Annotated in this window: 15 protein-coding genes; 4 read left to right on the top strand and 11 right to left on the bottom strand. The window is 70.7% G+C overall.

Going from position 1 to position 20,188, the window contains the following annotated elements; genetic code table 11:
- Positions 1-49 precede the first annotated feature (49 nt).
- Positions 50-715, top strand: coding sequence for a hypothetical protein (locus tag WME90_RS09395; RefSeq protein WP_437280746.1), 666 nt, complete (start codon positions 50-52; stop codon positions 713-715).
- 155 nt (positions 716-870) lie between these two features.
- Entirely contained in the window at positions 871-3,969 is a 3,099-nt protein-coding gene (locus WME90_RS09390; protein ID WP_437280745.1) for a CheR family methyltransferase, read from the top strand.
- 5 nt (positions 3,970-3,974) lie between these two features.
- Here the strand turns inward: WME90_RS09390 and WME90_RS09385 are convergent, their stop codons facing one another.
- From WME90_RS09385 to WME90_RS09375, 3 genes are all read right to left on the bottom strand, one after another.
- A complete protein-coding gene (locus tag WME90_RS09385) occupies positions 3,975-4,334 on the bottom strand; it encodes a gamma-glutamylcyclotransferase family protein (RefSeq protein WP_437280744.1) in 360 nt (119 codons plus the stop codon).
- Positions 4,331-4,702 carry a response regulator gene (locus tag WME90_RS09380; protein ID WP_437280743.1) on the bottom strand — a complete coding sequence of 124 codons (372 nt, stop codon included), beginning with the start codon at positions 4,700-4,702 and terminating at the stop codon, positions 4,331-4,333. Before WME90_RS09380 ends, WME90_RS09385 begins: the two co-directional genes overlap by 4 nt.
- 469 nt (positions 4,703-5,171) lie before the next feature.
- Positions 5,172-5,558, bottom strand: coding sequence for a response regulator (locus WME90_RS09375; RefSeq protein ID WP_437280742.1), 387 nt, complete (start codon positions 5,556-5,558; stop codon positions 5,172-5,174).
- 507 nt (positions 5,559-6,065) lie between these two features.
- Between WME90_RS09375 and WME90_RS09370 the strand changes: the two genes are divergently transcribed.
- Positions 6,066-7,820, top strand: a complete 1,755-nt coding sequence (locus WME90_RS09370) for an oxidoreductase (protein ID WP_437280741.1) — start codon at positions 6,066-6,068, stop codon at positions 7,818-7,820.
- 181 nt (positions 7,821-8,001) lie between these two features.
- Here the strand turns inward: WME90_RS09370 and WME90_RS09365 are convergent, their stop codons facing one another.
- The 4 genes from WME90_RS09365 to WME90_RS09350 form a co-directional block, all read right to left on the bottom strand.
- Positions 8,002-9,423 (bottom strand): adenylate/guanylate cyclase domain-containing protein, encoded by a 1,422-nt coding sequence (locus WME90_RS09365; RefSeq protein WP_437280740.1) that lies wholly within the window; start codon positions 9,421-9,423, stop codon positions 8,002-8,004.
- Positions 9,420-11,426, bottom strand: coding sequence for a hypothetical protein (locus tag WME90_RS09360; protein ID WP_437280739.1), 2,007 nt, complete (start codon positions 11,424-11,426; stop codon positions 9,420-9,422). The genes WME90_RS09365 and WME90_RS09360 overlap by 4 nt, the downstream gene beginning before the upstream one ends.
- Positions 11,423-11,644 (bottom strand): Franean1_4349 family RiPP, encoded by a 222-nt coding sequence (locus WME90_RS09355; protein ID WP_437280738.1) that lies wholly within the window; start codon positions 11,642-11,644, stop codon positions 11,423-11,425. The genes WME90_RS09360 and WME90_RS09355 overlap by 4 nt, the downstream gene beginning before the upstream one ends.
- Positions 11,645-11,762: 118 nt before the next feature.
- Positions 11,763-12,896 (bottom strand): geranylgeranyl pyrophosphate synthase, encoded by a 1,134-nt coding sequence (locus WME90_RS09350; RefSeq protein ID WP_437280737.1) that lies wholly within the window; start codon positions 12,894-12,896, stop codon positions 11,763-11,765.
- Between the two features lie 89 nt (positions 12,897-12,985).
- On the opposite strand from WME90_RS09350, the gene WME90_RS09345 reads away from it, so the two are divergent.
- Positions 12,986-14,989, top strand: coding sequence for a C1 family peptidase (locus WME90_RS09345; RefSeq protein WP_437280736.1), 2,004 nt, complete (start codon positions 12,986-12,988; stop codon positions 14,987-14,989).
- An 11-nt stretch (positions 14,990-15,000) separates the two neighbouring features.
- Here WME90_RS09345 and WME90_RS09340 read toward each other — a convergent pair whose 3' ends face one another.
- The 4 genes from WME90_RS09340 to pcnB form a co-directional block, all read right to left on the bottom strand.
- Positions 15,001-15,789: a TetR/AcrR family transcriptional regulator gene (locus WME90_RS09340; RefSeq protein ID WP_437280735.1), complete on the bottom strand. Its 789-nt coding sequence runs from the start codon at positions 15,787-15,789 to the stop codon at positions 15,001-15,003.
- Between the two features lie 672 nt (positions 15,790-16,461).
- The gene (locus tag WME90_RS09335) at positions 16,462-16,899 is read right to left on the bottom strand and encodes an NUDIX hydrolase (protein ID WP_437280734.1); all 438 of its coding nucleotides are present in this window, start codon (positions 16,897-16,899) and stop codon (positions 16,462-16,464) included.
- On the bottom strand, positions 16,896-18,545 hold the full coding sequence (locus WME90_RS09330; RefSeq protein ID WP_437280733.1) for a transglutaminase-like domain-containing protein: 1,650 nt from the start codon (positions 18,543-18,545) through the stop codon (positions 16,896-16,898). Before WME90_RS09330 ends, WME90_RS09335 begins: the two co-directional genes overlap by 4 nt.
- 168 nt (positions 18,546-18,713) lie before the next feature.
- Positions 18,714-19,964: a polynucleotide adenylyltransferase PcnB gene (gene pcnB / locus WME90_RS09325; RefSeq protein WP_437280732.1), complete on the bottom strand. Its 1,251-nt coding sequence runs from the start codon at positions 19,962-19,964 to the stop codon at positions 18,714-18,716.
- Between the last annotated feature and the right edge of the window lie 224 nt (positions 19,965-20,188).

The raw sequence follows: 20,188 nt of genomic DNA, 5'->3' as shown, positions 1-20,188 counted from the left end.
CAAGAGCGCAGACACGGCATGATGCGACAGGGCCCACGAGGCGATAGAGATGGCGCCCCAGACCAGCTACAGCATTTACGTTCGCTTCCGGGGCAGGCGGCTCGCGCTCACAAAGCACATCCGCTCGCTCGAGACGGCGCGCTCCGCGCTTCAAGCCTTGCGGGCAGAGCGGTTCCACGACGCCGATCAGGTGTTCCTCGTCAACGACGCGACGAAGCAGATCGTCGACGAACGGGGGTGGGAGGAGGCCCGAGCGCCCGGGGAGGAGCGGCAGATCAGCGTCAACATCCGCCTTCAGCCCGACGGCGTGCGCACGGAGCGCGCGCACGACGCGGGGAAAGAGGCGGCTCGATCGCTGCGGGAGGCCAAGGCCCCCGCGCTGCTCGAGGCCCATGCTCCGCTCGCGACGCCCGCGGATCACATGGCGCGGGCCGAGGGCGAGGCGCGGCGCGAGCCGCCGGAGAGGGTGTGGTTCGGGGTCGAGAGCTTGGAACCGCCGCGCGCACGCCTGCGCCGCGCCATGGCCGCGGCCCAGGTCGCACGAGCGCGCCACGACGCCGCGCTGGACGCCCTGACCAGGCTCCAGCCCGGCGGGAGGATGGATGAGATGACACAGATGAGGCTCAACGATTCTGCCCGCAGGGTATCCGAGCGTTCCGCATACATCATCGAGCGGCTCGAGCACCTCCTGAAGCGCCTGGAAGGCGCGCGCTGATAGGGTGAGAGGATCGTGAGGCGCCGTGTCCCGTGCGCTGCGTGGACGACGACAGCCATCGTTGACCGACCGCTCACCGCGACCCTGGCTTCGTGCCTATGAGGATCTCGCTGGTGCGAGACGCGTGAGAGGGCGCCCAACCGTTCAAGCCAACAATGCCTGAACAGAAGAAGTCACGCCGGACGCAACTCGGGGCACCGGCCCAGGACGATGCCGCGCCCCTGGCCGTCAGGGCAGCCGCGCCGGGTCGCGCGCCGGCTCCGCTCCAGGACGCCGGCGAGAGCGCCGCAGCGGGCGAGCCGCTCACGGGGCGCGAGCTGCGCTTTCCCGTCGTCTGTGTCGTCGCGTCGGCCGGCGGACGCGGCGCGATCGCGGAGCTCCTCCGGCGGTTGCCCAGCAGGGATACGAGCCTCGCGCTCGTGCTCATCTACAGCGCGGATCCAGGGGAGATCCCTCTCCTCGAGCTCGTGGTGCAGAGCAGCCCGCTCCCTGTGGCCGAGCTCCGACCGGGGATGCAGCTCGTGCCTGGCCGCGTCCTGGTCCTTCCCCCGGAGATGCAGGCGACCCTGGCCGGGATGAGCGTCGAGCTCGCGCCGCTGGGCGAGGGCGGCCCGGGCCCTGCCGATCTCTTCCTGCGCTCGCTCGCGGGCGAGCTGGGGTCGAGCGCGGTGGCCGTCGTGCTGTCCGGCGCCGGGAGCGACGGCGCCCTCGGACTGAAGGACGTGAAGGCCGAGGGGGGGGTCACCTTCGCGGAGAACCCGCGCGGCGCCGAGCGGCCGGCGCTCCCGCGGAGCGCCATCGCGGCCGGAGGCGTCGACTTCACCCTCAGCGTCGAGGAGATCGCGGCGGAGCTCGTGAGGATGGGTCGCCCCGGGCACGTGCTCGCTCCGTGGCTCAGGCAGGGCACGCCCTCCGGAGTGGACTCCGATCTCAGCAAGCTCCTTAGGCTGCTTCACGCCGCGGTGGGCGTCGACTTCAGCCAGTACAAAAAGAGCACGCTGAAGCGCCGCATCCAGCGGCGAATGACGCTCCACAGGCTCGCCACACTCCAGGATTACCTGGATCACGTGAAAGCGCACCCCGGCGAGATCGAGGATCTCTACCAAGACCTCCTCATCAAGGTCACCACGTTCTTCCGCGACCCCGGGGCGTTCGCCGCGCTGAAGACCCACGTGTTCCCGGTGCTCATGCACAACAGGCCGCAGGACTCCCCTGTTCGCATCTGGGTGCCGGGCTGCTCGACGGGCGAGGAGGTCTACTCTCTCGCGATCTCGTTGCTCGAGTTCCTCGAGGCCGACGCGACCGATCACGCCATCCAGATCTTCGGCACCGACCTGAGCGAGGCCGCCATCCAGCAGGCGCGATCCGGCGTCTATATCGAGAGCATCGCGATGGACGTCTCGCCCAGCCGGCTGCGCCGCTTCTTCGTCAGGGTACAAGGCGGCTTTCAGGTCAACAAATCGGTCCGCGATCTGTGCATCTTCTCGCGCCACAACGCCACGGCCGACCCGCCGCTATCGAAGCTCGATCTCACGAGCTGCCGCAACCTGATGATCTACCTGGAGCCGAGCCTGCAGCGCCGGCTGCTGCAGACGTTCCATCAGGCCCTCAAGCCCACGGGCTTCCTGCTCCTCGGCTCGTCCGAGAGCCTCACCACGATGCCCGACCTGTTCGGGGTCGTGGACAGGACCCACAGGATCTTCTGTAAGCGCGCCGCGTCCGCGGCGGCCCACTCGCTCGGCCTCGCCGCGCTCGCTCTCCCCAGCGCGCCGGTGGTCGCGCTGGCGGCGGAGAAGAAGCAGAGGGAGCCGGAGGGGCTCGGCATGGACGCGGTACGCAAGGAGGCCGACGCCATCGTCATGGCGCGTTATGCGCCCGCCGGCGTGGTCATCGACGAGGAGATGCAGATCGTCCAGTTCCGGGGCAAGACAGGGCCGTACCTCGAGCCGTCACCGGGCGACGCCAGCCTCCACCTCTTCAAGATGGCCCGAGAGGGGCTCGTGCTCGGCCTCCGGACCGCCATCGACGCGTCGCTGAACTCGGGGGCGATGGCGCGCAAGGAGCAGATCAAGGTCAGGCAGGACGAGAAGATCCGGTACGTCGACGTCGAGGTGTGGCCGCTCAAGATGCGGCTCCCGCAAGGGCGCTGCTTCCTCGTCATCTTCTCCGAGTCGGGCGCGCCGAGGCCGGACCGGCCGGGCAGCGACCCGGCCCCGAGCGACACCCAGAAGGATCTGGAGATCGTCCAGCTCCGCAGGGAGCTCGTGACCACGAGGGAGTACCTCCAGTCGCTCATCGATGAGCTCGAGGCGACGAATGAAGAGCTCCTGTGCACGAACGACGAGCTCCTCGCGAGCAACGACGAGCTGCACCGGATGAACGACGCGCTCGAGGGCGCCCACGAGGAGCTCCAGTCGGCGAACCAGGAGCTGACGACCATCAACGAGGAGCTCAGCAGCAGCAACGTCGCGCTCGGCCTCGCCAACGACGAGCTGCGCAAGCTCCTCGGCGGCATGAACATCCCGATGCTCGTGGTCGACGCGGACCTCCGGATCCGCCGCGCCGCTGGCGCTGCCGACAAGCTGCTCGGCCTCGCCGCGAGCGACGTGGGCAGGTCCATCCTCGAGGTGAAGTCGAGGAGCGTGGCCGACATCGCGCCCGTCGTCGCCGAGGTGCTCGGCACGATGAGCACCGTCGAGCGGCACGTCGAGGATCGCGAGGGGCGCCGCTATCTCATGCGGGCGCGCCCTTCCCGGACCACCGACAACGAGGTCGACGGCGCGGTGATCTGCTGGCTGGAGAGCGACGCGCCGAGGCGCCCCACGCGCGAGCTCGCGGGCGCGCGCGACGACCTTTCCGCCGTCTTCGAGGTGCTGCGCCACCCGTTCCTCCTGCTCGACGGGGAGCTCCGGATCCGGGCGGTCACCCGGCGCTACTGCGAGCAGTTCAGGGTCCCGCTCGGCGACATCGAGGGGCGATCGCTCTCGGCGATCGACGCCGGATGGAACACCCCGCAGCTGGAGCAACAGCTCCGCGACGTGCTCCACCGCCACGCCGCGCTCGTCGACTTCCGCCTCGAGGCCGTGCTCGCGCACGCTGGCCGCAGGACGCTGTCGTTCTCAGCCTTCCGGCTCCAGGCCGACGAGGGCGAGCTCCCAGCCCTGCTGCTCGTCGTCGAGGACAGGACGGCGGCCGAGGTGGATCAAGGCGCTCCACCCGGGGCGCGGCCAGCGCGCCGCGCCGATCACGGCTGACACGCTCATCCCCGCCGTGTCCGCCAGTCCCCCGAGTCGATCCGAGGACACCCCAGCGCCTGTCCGGCGAGCATCAGGTAGGCCTCGCAGGGCGCGCCGCCGTCGAGCGCGATCGGCTCGCGCCGAAAGAGGTCGGGGCAGCCCTCGTAGAGGTCGAGCGAGGCCAGCGTCTCCGGATCCGGCTCGTACAGCTCCCCGTGGACCGCGACCGAGCCCCCGCGCACGAGCGCCGGGTAGGCGCCGAAATCGGCGAGCTCGAACGAGGGGGCGGTGCGGGCGAGCCCGAGGTACTGCGCGCGCCCGAGCAACACGTGCGCGCGCTCGCCGCGCATCAGCGTGCCGTAGACGAACAGAGGCACCGTCACCGGCAGTGCTGTTCGACAGCGGCGAGCAGCTGCTCGAGGTTGATCGGCTTCTTGAGGAACTGCGCCGCGCCGAGCGAGGACACGAACTCGTCGCGGCCTGTCGCCGAGATGATCACCACCGGGATCGCGGCGAGCTCCGGGTCCTTCTTCTGCTCTGCCCTGAACTGCCAGCCATCCATGATGGGCATCATGAGATCGAGCAGGATGAGCCCGGGTCTCGGATCCGTTCTAAGCGCGCTGAGCGCCTCGCCGCCGTGCGCCGCCGAGGTGACGGCGTACCCCTCCTCTTGCAGGAGCTCGGCGAGGGTCTCTCGAATATCCGGATCGTCATCGACAACGAGGATCCTCTTCAAGGGAGTGGCAGGCACGGTGCATCAACCACTATGCGAAAGCCTGACGTCACGGCGAAACAGGGAAAGACCTGAATCCCTGCTCGGGTTCCGCTTGATCGGGCTCTTTCTGCGAGGAAGGGGGCGCATGAAGGTCTCTCTGGGGCAATCAGCGCAATCAGCGCCGCGAAGGCGCCTTAGAGCGGAGCCCGCTCCCGCGTCGCCCGTGCGGCCATGCAGCCGCGCGAGGTCGATGTTGGAGGGTTCGGGCGTACGCATCGTGGCGGTCCACCGTCGGCGGTCGAGCCCGATGTTACAGCACGGTGACGCTCCCGCGAAGCCGCTCTGTGTCCGATCTGCGGCCAGCCAGGGTGAGCGCAGCGCGGCTCGGTCGCGATCCACCACGTCATGAGCAGCGATCCTACCACCGGCGCCGAGGGACGCAGCAGCGCAGCGTCCGCCGGAACGACGGCCCGAGGGACTCGCGCCATGGGCCGAACGGGCAGCGTCAACCGTCGATATCGGGGGAGCCGAGCACCACCTTCGAGAGGGTGCCCAGGAGCACGTCGATGTCCACCGGCTTCGGGATGAGCGCGGCCGCATGCAAACGCTCGGCGATCGCCTGCATCTCGTGGGGCAGCCGGGCTGAGAAGATCATGAGGGGCGAAGGGGTGCCGAGGCCCTCAATCTCGGAGACGAAGCGATCCGTCGTCATGCCCGGCATCGTCAGGTCGAGGAGGACCGCGTGGAAGCGCCGCTCCGCGAGCGCGTCGAGCACCGCGCGCGCGGTCGCGGTCAGCTCGACCTCGTACCCCTCCAGGGTCAGGAGCTCCTCCAGCATTGTCGCGGTGTCGACGTCGTCCTCCGCAACCAGGATCACGTGCTTGCCACACATGGCTCCCCTCGGCTTTCTTTGGCAGCGGGCGTCGCTCGCCAGGGCAGCGTTCCCTCTCCTCCCCACGCTGGGGGGAGAAAAGCATCGGCGCGCGAGGCCGCCCGAGCCTCCACTGGCCAGAAGCCAGCGGCGCGCAGGCAACCTCCGTTGACGCACCCGGTATGACCGATGGCTCGAACACACCGGAGCGCTCGCCGCGGTGCGCCACACCCACGACCGCGACACGAAGTGCGCAGCCCGACAGTCCGCCGCTGTCCGCCGGTCCGGTACGTTCCGTCCCCCTCTCCCGCCCAGGGCAGTATGAAAGCCCGACTGCGCGCCGGATGCAACTCCGGGCAGAAGGAGCAACCTCGGGCGCAACCGACGCAACCGAGGCAACCGGCGCAACCGACGCAACGGCGGCAACCGACCGCAAGGAACCGACCGGGGGGACGACAGGGAGTGCGAGCAGACAGAGAGCGAGAACGGACTCCCCCACAGGGGAGTCCCCCTGGTAGACTCTCATGGATGCCTGGCGAACGCCGCGTCGCGCTGCTCGCGATGGAGCCAACCATGCCGGACGGTGGGGGAGCGCCGTCCAGCCATGGAGTCCGTCGTGTCGAGGCCTCCTTGCTCGCCGATCCGGAGCTCGCCGGCGTGCCGATCCACGTGATCGACGCGCAGACGAGGGACCTCGACGCGTGGGTCGCGGAGGTCGAGACCGTGGACGCGGACGTGGTCGCCCTCGCCGCGCACGTCTGGTCCTTTCCCACGTTCATCGAGGTCGCGCGCCACCTGCAGCGCAACCGGGCGGGGCGCACGATCGTCCTCAGCGGGCCCCTCGCGCGCCCCGCGATGTTCGCGCTCGCGCCCTGGCGCGACGCCGCCGCCTGCATCGACGCCCTCGTGCACGGCAACGAGCTCACGTTCCGGAACATCGTCCGGCTGAGCGAGCGCTCCCCCGAGGCGCTGCGCGCCGTGCCAGGGCTGCACGTCGCCACGGCCGGCGTCTGGGCCTCGACGGGCGAGCCGCCCTACGTGGCGCCCGACGAGCTCCCCTCGCCCATCCGGATGAAGCTGCTCCCGACCGATCGCATTGTCCCGCTCGAGATCTGCCGCGGCGGCGCCATGAGCTGCGCGACGTGCGGCGTCTCCACGGGCGACGCTGGCGCCGGCGTCTTCTCCGAGGCCTACCTCGTCGAGGAGCTGAGCGCGCTCCGCGCCGCCGGCGCGCCGGGCGCGCAGATCGTCGACGCCCCGCTCAACCTGAGCGCGGAGGCGTTCCGGAACCTCGTGGCCGCGGAGAAGCAGGTCGGCTTCTTCAAGCAAGCGGCGCTGATGGCGTCGATCGATCCTGAGCACGTGCACGACGAGCACCTCGAGTTCCTCCGCGGCGTCGCGCGCGTGTCGCTCGACGCGCGGCTGCCGCCGCTCAACAAGGAGACGGGCGACGGCACCCAGCGCCCGTTCAGGGAGTCGAAGTTCGCGAAGGTGATCGAGGAGCTCTCGACGTTCACGGACATCGAGGTGGACATCCTCCTCGGCCTACCGGGCGACGGTCCCGTCACGTTCCGGCGCACGCTCGAGCGCGCGCGGGAGCTCCCGTGCAAGGTCCGCATCTTCCACAGCCTCGTCCTTCCGGACGACCTCATGGTCCGCGCGCCCGCCTCGTTCGAGCTCCGCTTCGACCCCTTCACGCTGATGATGCGATCCTGCCTCGGCTGGTCCGAGGACGCGCTCTCTCGCGAGCGCAGCCGCCTCATCGAGATGGCGTACCGCGAAGGCGGCGAGATCACGCCGGACATGTGGTCGTTCCCCGGGCCTCGCGAGATGCGGCGGCCCGCGATGCCGCTCGGCAGCGGCGTGGTCCCGCCGGGCGGCGAGATCCGCGTCGAAGGCGCGACGACGCTCGCGCCGGCGGGGCAGGACCTGCAGCGCGTGCTCGAGCTCGGGATCAAGGAGGCGACCTCCGGCGGGTGGACGTTCGTGGAGGCCTCGGCGCGCCCGGGCGAGATCGTCGTCATCATGAAGACGCGCGACGGCGCGCTGGTCGTCGAGATGCGCCCCGCCTCGCCCACGGAGAACGCCTACAAGGTCGTGGACGGCGTCGCGTTCGGCTACCGCTCGCCGCGCGGCGTGAAGATGAGCGACGGCGCGCTCCGCCTGCTCGATCGCGTCCTCCAGCGCCTCCACGCGCCGGCGCGCACGGCGCTCGGCCTGTCGACGCAGGACGGCGGCCCCGGCTCGGCGCGGGTCCGGCGCTTCCGCGCCACGCCCTCGTGACGCCCTCGCCCCGATCGCGCAGCGCTCCGCCAGGCTCCAGCGCCGCGCTCCGCGCGCACGGCTGATCTCGGCCACTTCACCGCGCAAGCCGCGCGCGCCCCCCGACGAGCCGTCGACGCGCGACGCTCCGCCGGCCGGCGATCTCGATCGAGCGGCGCCGGGGGCCAGGACGCCCGCCGGGCTAACGCGCTCCGTCGCGCTCCTTGCCGTGCAGGGCGGCCGGCGCCCGCGGCGGCATCGATTCCAGGGGGCGGGCCCGCGAGAGGAGCTCTCTCCGCAGCTCACCCAGGCGCGCCGGAGAGAGATCCATGTGATCCACGATGTAGGGGTGGACCTGGCGGCTCTTGCCTCGGATGCTCAGCGCGCCGGTCGGCTGCGCCGGGACGCAGTCGTCGAGGGTCGCGTACGTCGTCTGGCAGATGATGATCTTGGAGCCGAGCTCCTTGTTGAACTGCTCGAGGCGCGAGGCCGTGTTTACCGTATCCCCGATGCAGGTGTATTCCATGCGCTGGAGCGATCCGATGTTGCCGGAGATGACGGTGCCGGTCGCGATCCCGACGCCCATCTTGATCTCGCCGCCGAGGAGCTTCCGCTCGTTCATCCGCTCGAGCGCCTGCACCATCTCGATCGCCGCGATCACGGCGCGCTTCGGCGCGTCCTCGACAGAGAGCGGCGCGCCGAAGACCGCCATCAGGCCGTCGCCGATGTACTTGTCGAGGGTGCCCCCGTAGCGGAACACGATGTCGACCATCTCCGTGAAGTACTCGTTCAGGAACGAGACCACGGCCTCGGGCTCGACGGACTCGGTGAGCGGGGTGAAGTTGCGGATGTCGGTGAACATCACCGAGACGTGCCGGCGCGTGCCGCCCAGCTTGAGCCGCCTCGGATCGGACAGGACGAAGTCGACGAGGTCCTTCGATAGATACCGGCCGAGCTCCTGCTTCTCGCGCTCGAGCCGGACGCGGGCCATGGACTCGACCGCGGCCCGGAGGAGCAGGTTGCGCGACATCCGCGCGATGATGCCGGCGACGACGCCGGGCAGCGCGATGAAGAGGATCTGCTGGCACTGGTCCGCGATGTTGATGGCGTTCTTCCCGTAGACGGACACCGGGCTGATCGGGACCGCGCCGGAGCCGACCGTGACGGCGAGCACGACGGAGTTGAAGAGGGCCGACAGCCCCGCCGAGTACAGGCACGCCGCGAGGCTGTAGCGGAAGCCCGACATCAGGTTCCAGAGCACGTAGACGGTCGCCAGGTAGCTCGTGAAGTACTCGATGATCCCCGAGTGATTCCTCGCCGTCCCCAGGGACGTGAGCGTGAGGAGCGCGAGGTCGACGAAGATGCTCACGTACTTGAGCCAGCCCACGTAGATGCCGGGGCGCAGCCGGAAGAACGCGTAGAGCACGAGCGAGTAGGCGAGGTACCCGCCGTTCAGGATCGCGAAGATCCGGTTGGCGCCCGGCGTGTTGATCGTCCACACGTGCATGAACGTGGCGGCGCTGAGCAGCGCAAACGCGAACCGGATGTGGTTCACGATCTGCTCCCCGCGCATCTCCTGCGCCTCCAGGATCCGCACGATCTCGGGCGACTTCTCGATGCTCATGTGCGCCGCTCCCCTCCGCGCCGCAGCCGAGACCACGCCGCGGCGAACCCACGCGCGCAGAGCGCGGTCGTCAGCGCTCTACCCTGGTGGTGCCCCTCGCGACCGCGCTTCATGGGCACCCGGTAGAGCGGCTCCGCAGGCCAAGAGCCGTCCACGAGCTGGCGCTCGCCGAGGAAGCGCAGCCCTCGCGTGAGGAGCAGCGGATCGGGCCGCTGCCTCATCGCCGCCCCCTCGATGCACGCGGCCGTGCAGAGCGGCGTCCCGAAGCCGCCGTCGAGCCGCTGTGATCGGAGCATCCGCGACAGCGTCGCGGCCTCGACCGCCGCGACCTCGTCGGCCCAGCGCGCGCCCCGCGCCCTCTCCCGGTAGAGCCGCGCGAAGCGGAGGAACGCGAGGTCCGTGTACGAGGCATCGTAGAAGCAAGCGCCCTCGATGCCGCGCTCCGAGGCGGCGTCGAGCACGCGCCGCGCGTTCGCGTCGACGAGCCGCGCGAACCGCTCGGCATCGAACGAGAGCAGGCCCACGAGCAAATTCAGCCGGACGGCCGCGCAGTCGTCGCCGGCCCACGCCGCGCCCGGCGTGGTCGGCCCCGCGGGCCCGCGGTAGAACCAGGTCGGGACGCCGCCGTCCTCACCCACGTTGGCTAGCATGACCTCGATCCACGACTCCGCCCGCTCCTTTGCGGCGCCCGTCTCGGCGACAAGCTCGAGCATGATGCCGAGGAGGTCGCCGTCCGGCGGAAGGTCGCGAAACGCGCCGAAGTAGCGGAGCTCTCCGGCCGGGATCTCATCGAGCAACGCCGCGGCGTCGGCGCGGACGTCGCGGGCGACCTCGCCGATCTCGAGCAGCGCTCTCAGGATCGTCGCCCGGACGAACCAATGCCCGATCGGCTGCTCGCTCGATCCGAGCACGCCGAAGCGCTGCACTTCCCAGGACTCGCGCCACGGCGCGGCGTCCAGGAGGAACGCGACCGCCGCCTGCCGATCCGCGCGCGCGTCATCGGGCGGCGCCGGCTCGCCCTGCGCGCGCGGCGGCCCGAGCGCCGCGCCGGCGCCGAGGAGATCGCGGAAGGACATCAGCCCCTCGAAGAAGCGGAGGCGCTCGCCGAGCGCGTCGAGGAACTCGCGCTGCGCTTCGGCGAGCCCGCGCGCGCTCGGGCTCGTTCGAGGGGAGGCGGCCACGATCTCACGGGCCGACGCGAGCGTCTCCCGCATGCGCGCGGCGAGCGCGGCGCGGTACGGGCGGGCCGCGAGCAAGCCGTGGATCTCGCCGCGGCGCACGGGGGACGCGCGCTCGCCCGAGAGGGCGCGGAGCAGCGCAGGAGCGAGCCCCGCGTCGCGCAGCCAGAGCGCGAAGAGCGGCGTGAGCGTCGGCGCGGCGAGATCAGGCGCGCTCGGCTCGATCCAGAGGCGCACGAGCCCGTCCAGCAGCCAGATCGGCTCGGCCACGGCCTCTCCGAAGCGCCGGGCGGGCGCGAGATCGTCGCCTGCGACGAGCGCGGGCGCCGTCCAGAGGGCGACCGCCTCGCGCGCACCGGCGGCGGTGGGCGCCGCCATGGCGCCGGAGCCGTCGAGCTCGATCACCGGGTTCTCGCGCCATGAAGCCTCCGCCAGCTCGGCCAGGCCCAGGAGCCACCCGTGCACGCGCGCGTCGTCCGCGTGCTGCGCGAGGAGACGCGCGGCGAGCGCGCCCCGCGCGAGCGCGTCCGGAGCGCCTTCGATGCCCCCGGCGGCCACCGCGGCGACCGCCACGGCGGCGTCTGCGGCCGCGTCGGGCGCAGACGCCCGCCCGCAGAGCCGCAGCGCCCAGCTGGCCCACGGGATGCTGTACCCCGGCGGCGTGCCCACGCCGCGCTCGATCGCGAGCGCTCCCCACGCCGCGTCACCGCGCTGGAGCGCCCTCCCTGACGAGAGCGCCGACAAGGCGCGCTCGCACACAGCCCTGTCCCCCGGGTCGAGCCATGGCCAGGCGGCGGCCACCCCTCCAGCAGGGGACAACGTCACATACCGACTCCGCCATCACGCGCCGCGGCCGCGATGGCCGCGTCGACCGCTTCGGGTGTCGAGGTCGCGGCATCCCGGATGCGCTGGAGCGTCTCCGATCCGACGTCGTATCCCTCCGCGTGGATGGTGCGCTCGGGGTCGGCAAGGAGCTGCTTGCGGAAGCTCGAATCAACGACGGCACGACCGATGAGCTCTGCCTCTGATTTCTTCGGCGTCATGACCCCTCGCTTTCTCGCTCCGGAGGCTAGGAGACCTCCAAACGGCTAGCAAGTACAAGCAGGAGCGTCCCGCGCGTCCGCGCCGGATGTCGCGCCCGCGCACGGCAATCGGTTCGTCTCATCGCGGCGCGACGACGGGATCGCCTGCGAGCGCGCTGAAGAACGCGAGGAATACCCGCCGCTGGATCGCGACCATGTACTGCTCGCGCTCCCTGCAGAAACGCGCGGCCTCCGGTAGCCCGAGGGCCCCGGCGGCGACCTGGGCGCGAGCGAGCTCACAACGCGCCTCCTCCAGGATGGCGTCGAATCCGCCGCGCACGAACAGCCGCGCGCGCAGGGCGAGCGCGCCGCGAACCTCCGGATCGCGACAGGGGCCGCTGTCGGAGACGACAGCACCGCCCGCCGGCGCTGCGTCCTTCGTTTCATCCAGCGCCCAGAGACGGGAAAGTACATAGGTCGTGTTGCCGAAACCACGATCCTTCTCTGCGTGCAGCAGGTCCGCGAACAGCTGGTGCGCTGCAACGAGAGCGGAAACGAACTCCTCGAGGGCGGCGAGGTGCTCCGCCTGGGAGAGCGCGAACAGGGCCGCGGCAGCCGGGAGCACGAGCGGGCGCGAGCGAGCGAGCACCCGCCGGAACGCGGCGACGTCGCGCGGGCCTGCGCCCCGGTGGAGCCGCCGTTCGAGGAGCATCGCCTCGCCGTACCCGAGCCAGACCTCTTCGAAGAGGCCCCAGAACGCGCTCCCAGGAGGCAGCGAACGGGCGAGAAGCGCCTGATGGCGAGCGAACAGCGCCCCGGACAGGAGCACGGCCGCTCCGGGTTCCCCCACCCCTTCGTCCAGCAAGTCGTCTTCGATCCGGACGTGCAGGTACCCGAAGGCGGCCGCCTCGGCGAGGTCGACGGCGAGCGGCGGCAGCGCCGGCGATCCTGCGTCGTGCGCGGGCTCCGGCCCGGCGGCACGCGTCGCGACCCAGAGCGGCAGATCGAGCACGGGGAGCGCCATCGGGTGCGAGAAGTACCCCTCGCCTGGCTCGCCCTCGAACAGCCGGAGGCGCGCGGCGAGCTCATCGAACAACGCCCCGAGCTCGCTCCCGAGCCGGGCCCGGAACGACGCGAACCGCCGCAACACCTCGGCCTCGAGCGACGCCTTGATGATGGCGCCCTGCGCGCCCTCGCCTCCCCCTGCGCGGCTATCCTCGCTCATCCCACCTCCGGCCGGCGCAGGCGGCGCCGCCTCGGGCGACGCTAGCACGGGCAGCCTCGTCCGAGGCGGCGGGTCCGGCCGACTTTGCCCCGCGCCCCGCCCGTGCGACACTCGGCGACTCCACGAGATCAGAGACCATGATCGATTCCGAGCGTTTCGCTGGGCGTCACGGGGATATCACGACCGACGCGCGCGCTGACGTCCTCGATTTCAGGGATACCCTCTATCGCCCCACGATGGTGGAAGTGCCTCCGATCATGCCCCCGGAGCACTTCATGGAGTGCGGCGTGCCCGTGCTCGACCAGGGCAGGAACAACGGCTGCACCGGCTTCACGGTCGCCACCGTGGCGCACTACCTGCTGCGCAAGCGCAGGGTCTCCCCGGACCGCGGGCTCGTGAGCCAGAACATGGTGTACACGATGGCGCGCCGTTACGACGAGTACCCCGGCGAGGACGACGCGAGAGGATCCAGCCTGAGGGGCGCGATGAAGGGCTGGCACAAACACGGTATTTGCTCCTACGAGCGCTGGCCGTGGGACGCGAACGATCTCCACGGCACGCTCACGCCGGAGCGCGCGGCGGACGCGATGCTCCGGCCGCTCGGCCTGTATCAACGGGTGAACCACAGAGACCTCCCGGCGATGCACACCGCCCTCGCGGAGGTCGGGGTCATCGCGGCCTCGGCGCTGATCCCGTTCAACGGCTGGTATTACGGGATCCAGAAGAACGGCATCATCCCGCCGGTCGACAAAACGAACCCCTTCATCGCGCCCTGGGGCGGTCATGCGTTCGCGATCGTCGGATATGACGCGGAGGGCTTCTGGATCCAGAACTCGTGGGGTGTCGGCTGGGGCAAGAGCGGCTTCGGTCGACTCTGTTACGACGACTGGCTCCAATACGGCTTCGACGCGTGGGTCGGGCGGCTCGGCGTCCCGATCCGCCTGAACCAGCCGCGCTCGCTCCGCCCCCTCACGTCCACCAGCCGGACGTTCGCCAGCCTGCGACCCCACCTCATCAGCGTCGACATGCACGGCCAGCTCCAGCAGCGCGGAGCCTACGGCACGTCGTCGGAGGACGTCCGCATCATCATGGAAGAGGATTTCCTCAGCGCGACCGAGACCTGGAAGCGCCGGCGGCTCGTCTTGGTCGTGGGCGGCGGGCTGCGCCGGCAGATCGACGCGATCAACCGGATGTCGCGCCTCCGGCCGAAGCTGCTCGGGCACGAGATCTACCCCATCGAGATCCTCTGGGAGACCGACCACTACCCGCGCCTCCTCGAGATCCTCCATCGCGCCACGGAGGGCCGGCGCCACGACGGCTACGATCCCAGGGCGTTCGGGTTCATGATCGATCGGCGCGACGACGCCCTCGAGCCGCTCGTCCGCCGCATGGGCGGCAAGGCCGAGTGGGACCGCATGAAGCTCGCCGCGGGCGACGCGACGATGGACACCGACCACGGCGGCGTCCGCGAGATGATCGGCCGCCTCGCGTCGCTGATGGACAGCGATCCGAGGATCGAGCTCCACCTGGTCGCCCACTCGAGCGGCACGTTCGTGCTCGCGCCGCTCGTCCAGCTGATCACCTCGGAGAAGGGCAGGAGGATCGAGGGCGGTCCGATGCGAGGTCAGCTCGGGCTCGGGCTCCCCATCGAGTCGCTCTCCCTGCTCGCGCCGGCGAGCGCCATCGACGCGTTCCGCGACACGTACATGCCGCCGATCAAGAGCGGCATGGTGCGCCGGTTCGCCCTGTTCACGCTCACGGACGAAGCGGAGCTCCAGGACCACTGCGAGGTGTACGGCAGGTCGCTCCTCTACCTGGCGTCGAACGCCCTCGAGCGGCGTCCCCGGGTACCCGGCACGAGCGGCGTGTCGCTGCTCGGCATGGAGGCGGGGCTCCTCGATCCGGAGAACGTCGACGTCCTTTCGCTCCTCACGGAGGCCAAGGACGAGCGGCCTATCGTGTTCCCCAGGGCCGAGTGGATCAAGGGGCCCAACACGAGGCCCCCTCCCCACGGCTCCGAGGCGCGACGGCACGAGGACTTCGAGAACGACGCGACGACGTGGAAGTCCGTCATCGCCCGCATCCTCAACCAGCCGTTCGCCGATCACCTGCCGCCGATGTCGGCGCGGGATCCATGGTGAACGCGCGCCCCTCACCCCTCCGGGCGGCGCCGCTCCGCTGAGCCGATGCCGCGAAGGACAGGGGCGCCGAGCCGCTCGGACGCGAGCGCCGGCGCGCTCCCGCCGCTCAGGAGGAGCGCGAACGACGCCCGGATCTCCTCGCCGAAGTTGATCCGGAAGAGGCCCATATCGGGCCGGCTGCGGATATCGCGGATCACGTCGCTGGGATCGCACACCTGGCGCATCCCGATGAGCAAGGCGTACATCCGGATGAGGGTCGGGCCGCCCTCACCGGGAGCGAGCGAGGGCAGACACCGCTCGAGCAGCACCCCGGTGCGCTCGATGTGACCGAGGAGGGAGAGCTTGAAGCGGAGGGCGGCCTCGTAGCTGACGTTCTGCTCGAGGACGCTGTGGAGGATGCCGAGCAAGCGCGTCATCGCGTCGCGCGCGGCGAGGGTCGTCGACAGGATCGAGGCGACGCTCGCCGCGGCGTCCTCGGCAGGCGCCGCGGGCGCGCCGCGGCGGGGCCGAGGGCGCGCCGCGCTCGCCTCGCCGCGGGAGGCGCAGAAATGCGTCAGATGGATATCCACATCGTGGAACCACTTCGCGAGCTCTTGATCGACGACCGCGAGAAAGAGCTCCTCTTTCGTGGTGAAATAGAGGTAGAGCGTGCCCTTTGCGAGCCGGGTGCGCTCCGCGACCTGAGCCATGGTGACCTCGGAATAGGGGGTCTCCTGGAACAGCTGCCAGGCTGCGTCGATGATGAACCGCCGCCGCTCCTCCTTCTGCTCCTCCTTCCTCGCTCTCCGCGTCGAGCTCATAGACTCCCCGGTCTACGATGTCTCCAGAAGCGCCGCAATCCAGACTCTGCGGTCATCGCGCGGTCACCACGCGCCCACCACAGTGCGCGAATTCGAGCCGACGGGCGCGACCAGCGTTCGTTCAGCGTGCGACGCGCAATCGCTCAGCGGACCAGCGCAACGCGTATGGCAGCCACAGTAGCCGCGTTCATCACATTTCGCCGGACACGGTCACACCGATACCGTGCATGCCCAGGAACATCGGAGCGATGCCCGAACCTGCCACCCTCGCGACGGTCCTGGAGAGAGCGCGCGCGACCCGCGCCGGGAGCCAGCCCGAGCGCTCAGGCACGGTGGGAGGCGCGGCGGCGCGCAACACGCGTGAGGCGCGCGGCGCGGGCAGCGCGAACAGGCCAGCGCCGTCGTTGCAAGGCAGCGCGAAGCACAGAGGCGAAGAGACAAGGGTCGCCACAGCGACGACCACCAACCCCCTCACGATCGCCGAACCAGCGCTCACCCCGACACCCACATCTAACCTAGCGCTGCCGCCGGCGAGTGTCGTGAGTGGCAGGACAGAAAAATCACACCATCACTGTCCGACGTAACAAGTGCGATTTGGAGAGTCGCTCTCCCTGCGACATCCCACCTCTGCCCTGGCCGCGCCAAGTCGGGCGCTCCCTGGATCGCGCTGCTTCAGCCGGCGGCCGCCATTGCCAGGGCCCTGTGGATCACGCGGAGCGCGACGTCGGTGAGACCGTAAGCCGGCAGCTCGGGGACAGGCGCGAGGGCCACCTCGGAAGCGTCGTCTCCTGGAGAGAGGGCGCCTCCGATCGACTCGCACAGATAATCGAGGATCACATAATGATAGGGAGTCGCCACGATCTCCACGACCTCCACGAGGGGGCCTACGCGGACCTCGAGGCCGGTCTCTTCACGGATCTCGCGGGCGACGGCGTCGGCGAGCCGCTCTCCGGGCTCCACGCGCCCACCCGGGAGCGACCAGGAGCCCTCGAGGGGAGGACGAGCGCGCTTGACGACGAGCACGCGCGGCGTCTCCAGCCGGCGATCGATGACGACGGCGCCGACCGCGACGCGCGGGGGGGAGAGGTCGCTCGCGGGCGCGTCGCTCACGGGGCGGCGGCTTCCGTGCGGCCGGCCTTGCAGCGGGCGTCGCCCGGCGTCACGACCGCGAGGTCGTACTCGCCGAGCGCGACATCGCCGGGGATGACGACGGCCCCGTCGTATCGGCCGCGGTCGTCGGTCGACAGCGAGCCGACCGTCGTGCCTTGCGGCGCCGCGGCCCCTGTCAGGATCACGTCGACGCGCACGTGCCCGCACGGCGCCCCCGCGCTGCTGACCTGTCCCTGGAGGTGGAGGGGAAAGCCGCGGCGGATGTCCTTGTCCAGCGCGGTCACGACGACGTCGGTCCGCTCCGCCGCGCGTTCGGCCGCGTCGCTCGTGGGCGTGGGCGCAGGAGGAGGCGGCGGCGCGGCGGCGCCGCTGCTCCCGGCCCCTGGGCCAGCGGGCCCCTGCTGCGTCTGCTCGGCGCGCGTGCGGTCGGCGAGATCCTGGCCCGAGTCGCGCTGCTCCGGCCAGCTGTACGGATCCGGCGGCGGCCTGTGGGGCGGGCGGCTCGGATCGACCTCCTGGTCCATGTTGAGGGCGGCCCCCCCGAGATCGATGCGGTGCCAGAGCGAGCCATCGAAGACCTCGACCCAGGCGTGCGCCTCGTTGACGACCATCCGCGCGGGGATCCCGATGTGCAGGGCCGTGACAAGGAACGCGAAGGCGCGGTGGCGGCAGACGCCTTTTCTGGAGAGCGCGAGATCCAGGTAGATGTCGCCGCTTCCCTTGGGCGGATCGTCCGATGGAGCGAACGACCGGAAGTACTCGACCATCTTCTGCACGACGTCGCGCGGCCGCATCGCCGACGAGATGCCGATCGCCTGGGCGACCTGCCTGAACGCCGCCTCGTGGGAGGCCTCCTGCGGCGCGCGGAAAGGCTCGAGCTTGCTCCAGCCGACGTCGGCGAACTCGCTGCCGAAGATCGCGCGGGCGATGGCGAGCTGCACGATGAGCCGGACGCGCGCGCTCTTCGTGCCGCGCACGAACCAGTTGTCGGCGCCGTCACGCAGGACGACGACCGGGGAATCGGGGTTCACGTGCATCCGCACGAGCCGCGTGTCCGGTCCGACCGTCGGGATCCGGACCGGCTCGTTGGGCACGAGATCGACCGCGATGTCCCCGTAGAACGCCTCGTCGCCCTCCGAGACGGCGCTGTCCGCCTTGACGGTCTTCAGGCTCCGATCGCGGACGACGAGCGAGTAGTCCGCCCTCACGGCGTCATACGCTTGCAGCCGCTTGAACGGCGCGGTCGCGGGGGAGAACGGATCGTCGTAGCGCTCGACATTCGGCCGGCGGGTGTCTCGATCCGGCTCGTACGACGCGTCGGGGCCGGCGTCGGATCCGACGTTGCTGTAGACCTGCTGCTGGTTCGACGGCGGACGCTGCGGGTCGGGCGCCGTGGCCAGGCCGCTCGGCGTCTGGATCGCCGCGGGGAGCCCGCCGTCGAGCGTCGTCGTGGCGAGCGAGACGTCCTCCGCGGGATCCGGCGCGATGAACTCGTGCAGGAGCGACGCCTGCGCGTCGGCGAGCCGCGATACGGCGCAGGCGAGCGCGAACACGAGCAAGCTGCGCGCCGAGCCGCCGAACCGGCGCCTGGACGGGGGCAGAGGCGGCGGAGCAGCAGGGCGCAGGCGCGCGACCGGAGAGGACATCGGGGGCTCTTATGAAACCAGAAACCCCGGCGATGTTCCACGCCGGCGGGTCGATCGCCGTCACCGACGCGCGCGGTGGCCATCGTCGACCGCGCCGCTCGCACCGCCGGCGTGACCGGCGCGAGCGACGTCGTCGACGTCGCCGACGTCATCGACGTCGATCACCGGTCAGCGCCGGAACTGTGCGGCGTCGGCGTGCTGGCGCCGCGGGTGCGGCACGGAGCGCAGCCGGTCGATCGCTTCCGTCGACTCTCCGCGGGCGGTGAGCTCGGCGGCCAGCACGTCGAGGGCGGGCTGGAAGATGTCCGTCCTCGCGAAGCGGCCGGCGCGACCGCCCGCGAGCCTCGGCAGGACGGAGACGATGCGCCGCATGCCGTCGGCGTAGCGACGGGAGATGGCCAGCCGATCGATGAGGGGCTCGAGGAAATCGGCGACCGCCGCGGCGCGGTCGCGGACGCCGTCGCAGGCCTCCTTCATCGGCTCGAGGAGCAAGAGCGTCCAGAGGACCGTGTCGTCGAGCGGCCTGTCCGCCGCGGTGCGCCGGTCGACGTAGTCGAGCACGCGCCAGAGGCGCTGGCCGGGGCCGTCATCGCCGCGATCGTCGTAGAGCAGCGCGGAGACCTCCGGCAAGAGGACGTCGAGCACCCCGGTCTCCCAGGCGAGGTAGATGGTGCGGCGCGCCTGGCCGCCGCGCAGCAGGCGCAGGATCTCCTCCGAGAGGCGCGGGCGCGCCGCGAGCGCGAGCGCATCCCGGCAGTAGACGACCGCATCGTAGACGTCGGGGGTGATCCCGAGGCCCAGCCGCCCAGCGAACTTGAGCGCGCGCAGGATGCGGATCGGATCCTCGCGGAAGCGCGTCTCCGGATCGCCGATCGTGTGGACCACATGGCGGCGCACGTCTTCCATGCCGCCGACCCAGTCGAGGATCTGCCGCGCCTCCACGTCGTAGAAGAGCGCGTTGATCCGGAAGTCGCGGCGGAGCGCGTCCTCGTGCGCGACGCCGAACGCGTTGTCGCTGCGGATGAGCAGCTCGCTCCCGTCGTCGGAGTCCTCTTTCGGGTTGCGGCGGAAGGTGGCCACCTCGATGACCTTCCCGCCCTGGAAGAGGACGTGCACCAGGCGAAACCGCCGGCCGATGATGCGCGAGTTGCGGAACAGCTCGCGGACCTCCTCAGGCCGAGCGCTGGTGGCGACGTCGAAGTCCTTCGGGCGCCGGTCGAGCAGCAGATCCCGCACACAACCACCTACCAGGTAGGCCTGAAAGCCATGGCGAACGAGGCGTCGCACGACTTTCTGGACGTCCGGATCGATCCGCGCCTCGTCGAAGACGACCTGGTAGCGGCGCGGGGTGGGGATGTTTTCGTCGACGAGCTCGACGCGGAACGGATCTTCGTCGAGGGCGCCTGTGTCCGTCGGCATGAGCTCGCCCTCGGGCCCAGCGCGTGGCCCGAAGGCGCTGCGGCTCTCGTACATCGGGAGTTCGGCGTCTTGAAACGCCGCTGTGCCATTGTCAGGTGATGGGGTCGCGCGACCCATAATCAGCAACCGAGAAAGCGCCAGGCAGAGCCTGGAGGGAGTGGAGGGCGACTGGCGCGCGATTCTGGGATTCCAGTACTCCCTGGAGAACCGACCCGCGCTGATGA

The sequence above is a fragment of the Sorangium sp. So ce375 genome, assembly GCF_051473855.1.
In the GTDB taxonomy this organism is placed as follows: Bacteria; Myxococcota_A; Polyangia; order Polyangiales; family Polyangiaceae; genus Sorangium.
The sequence above is the reverse complement of the archived record's forward strand: the minus strand, read 5'-3'. Positions and strand labels throughout refer to the sequence as shown.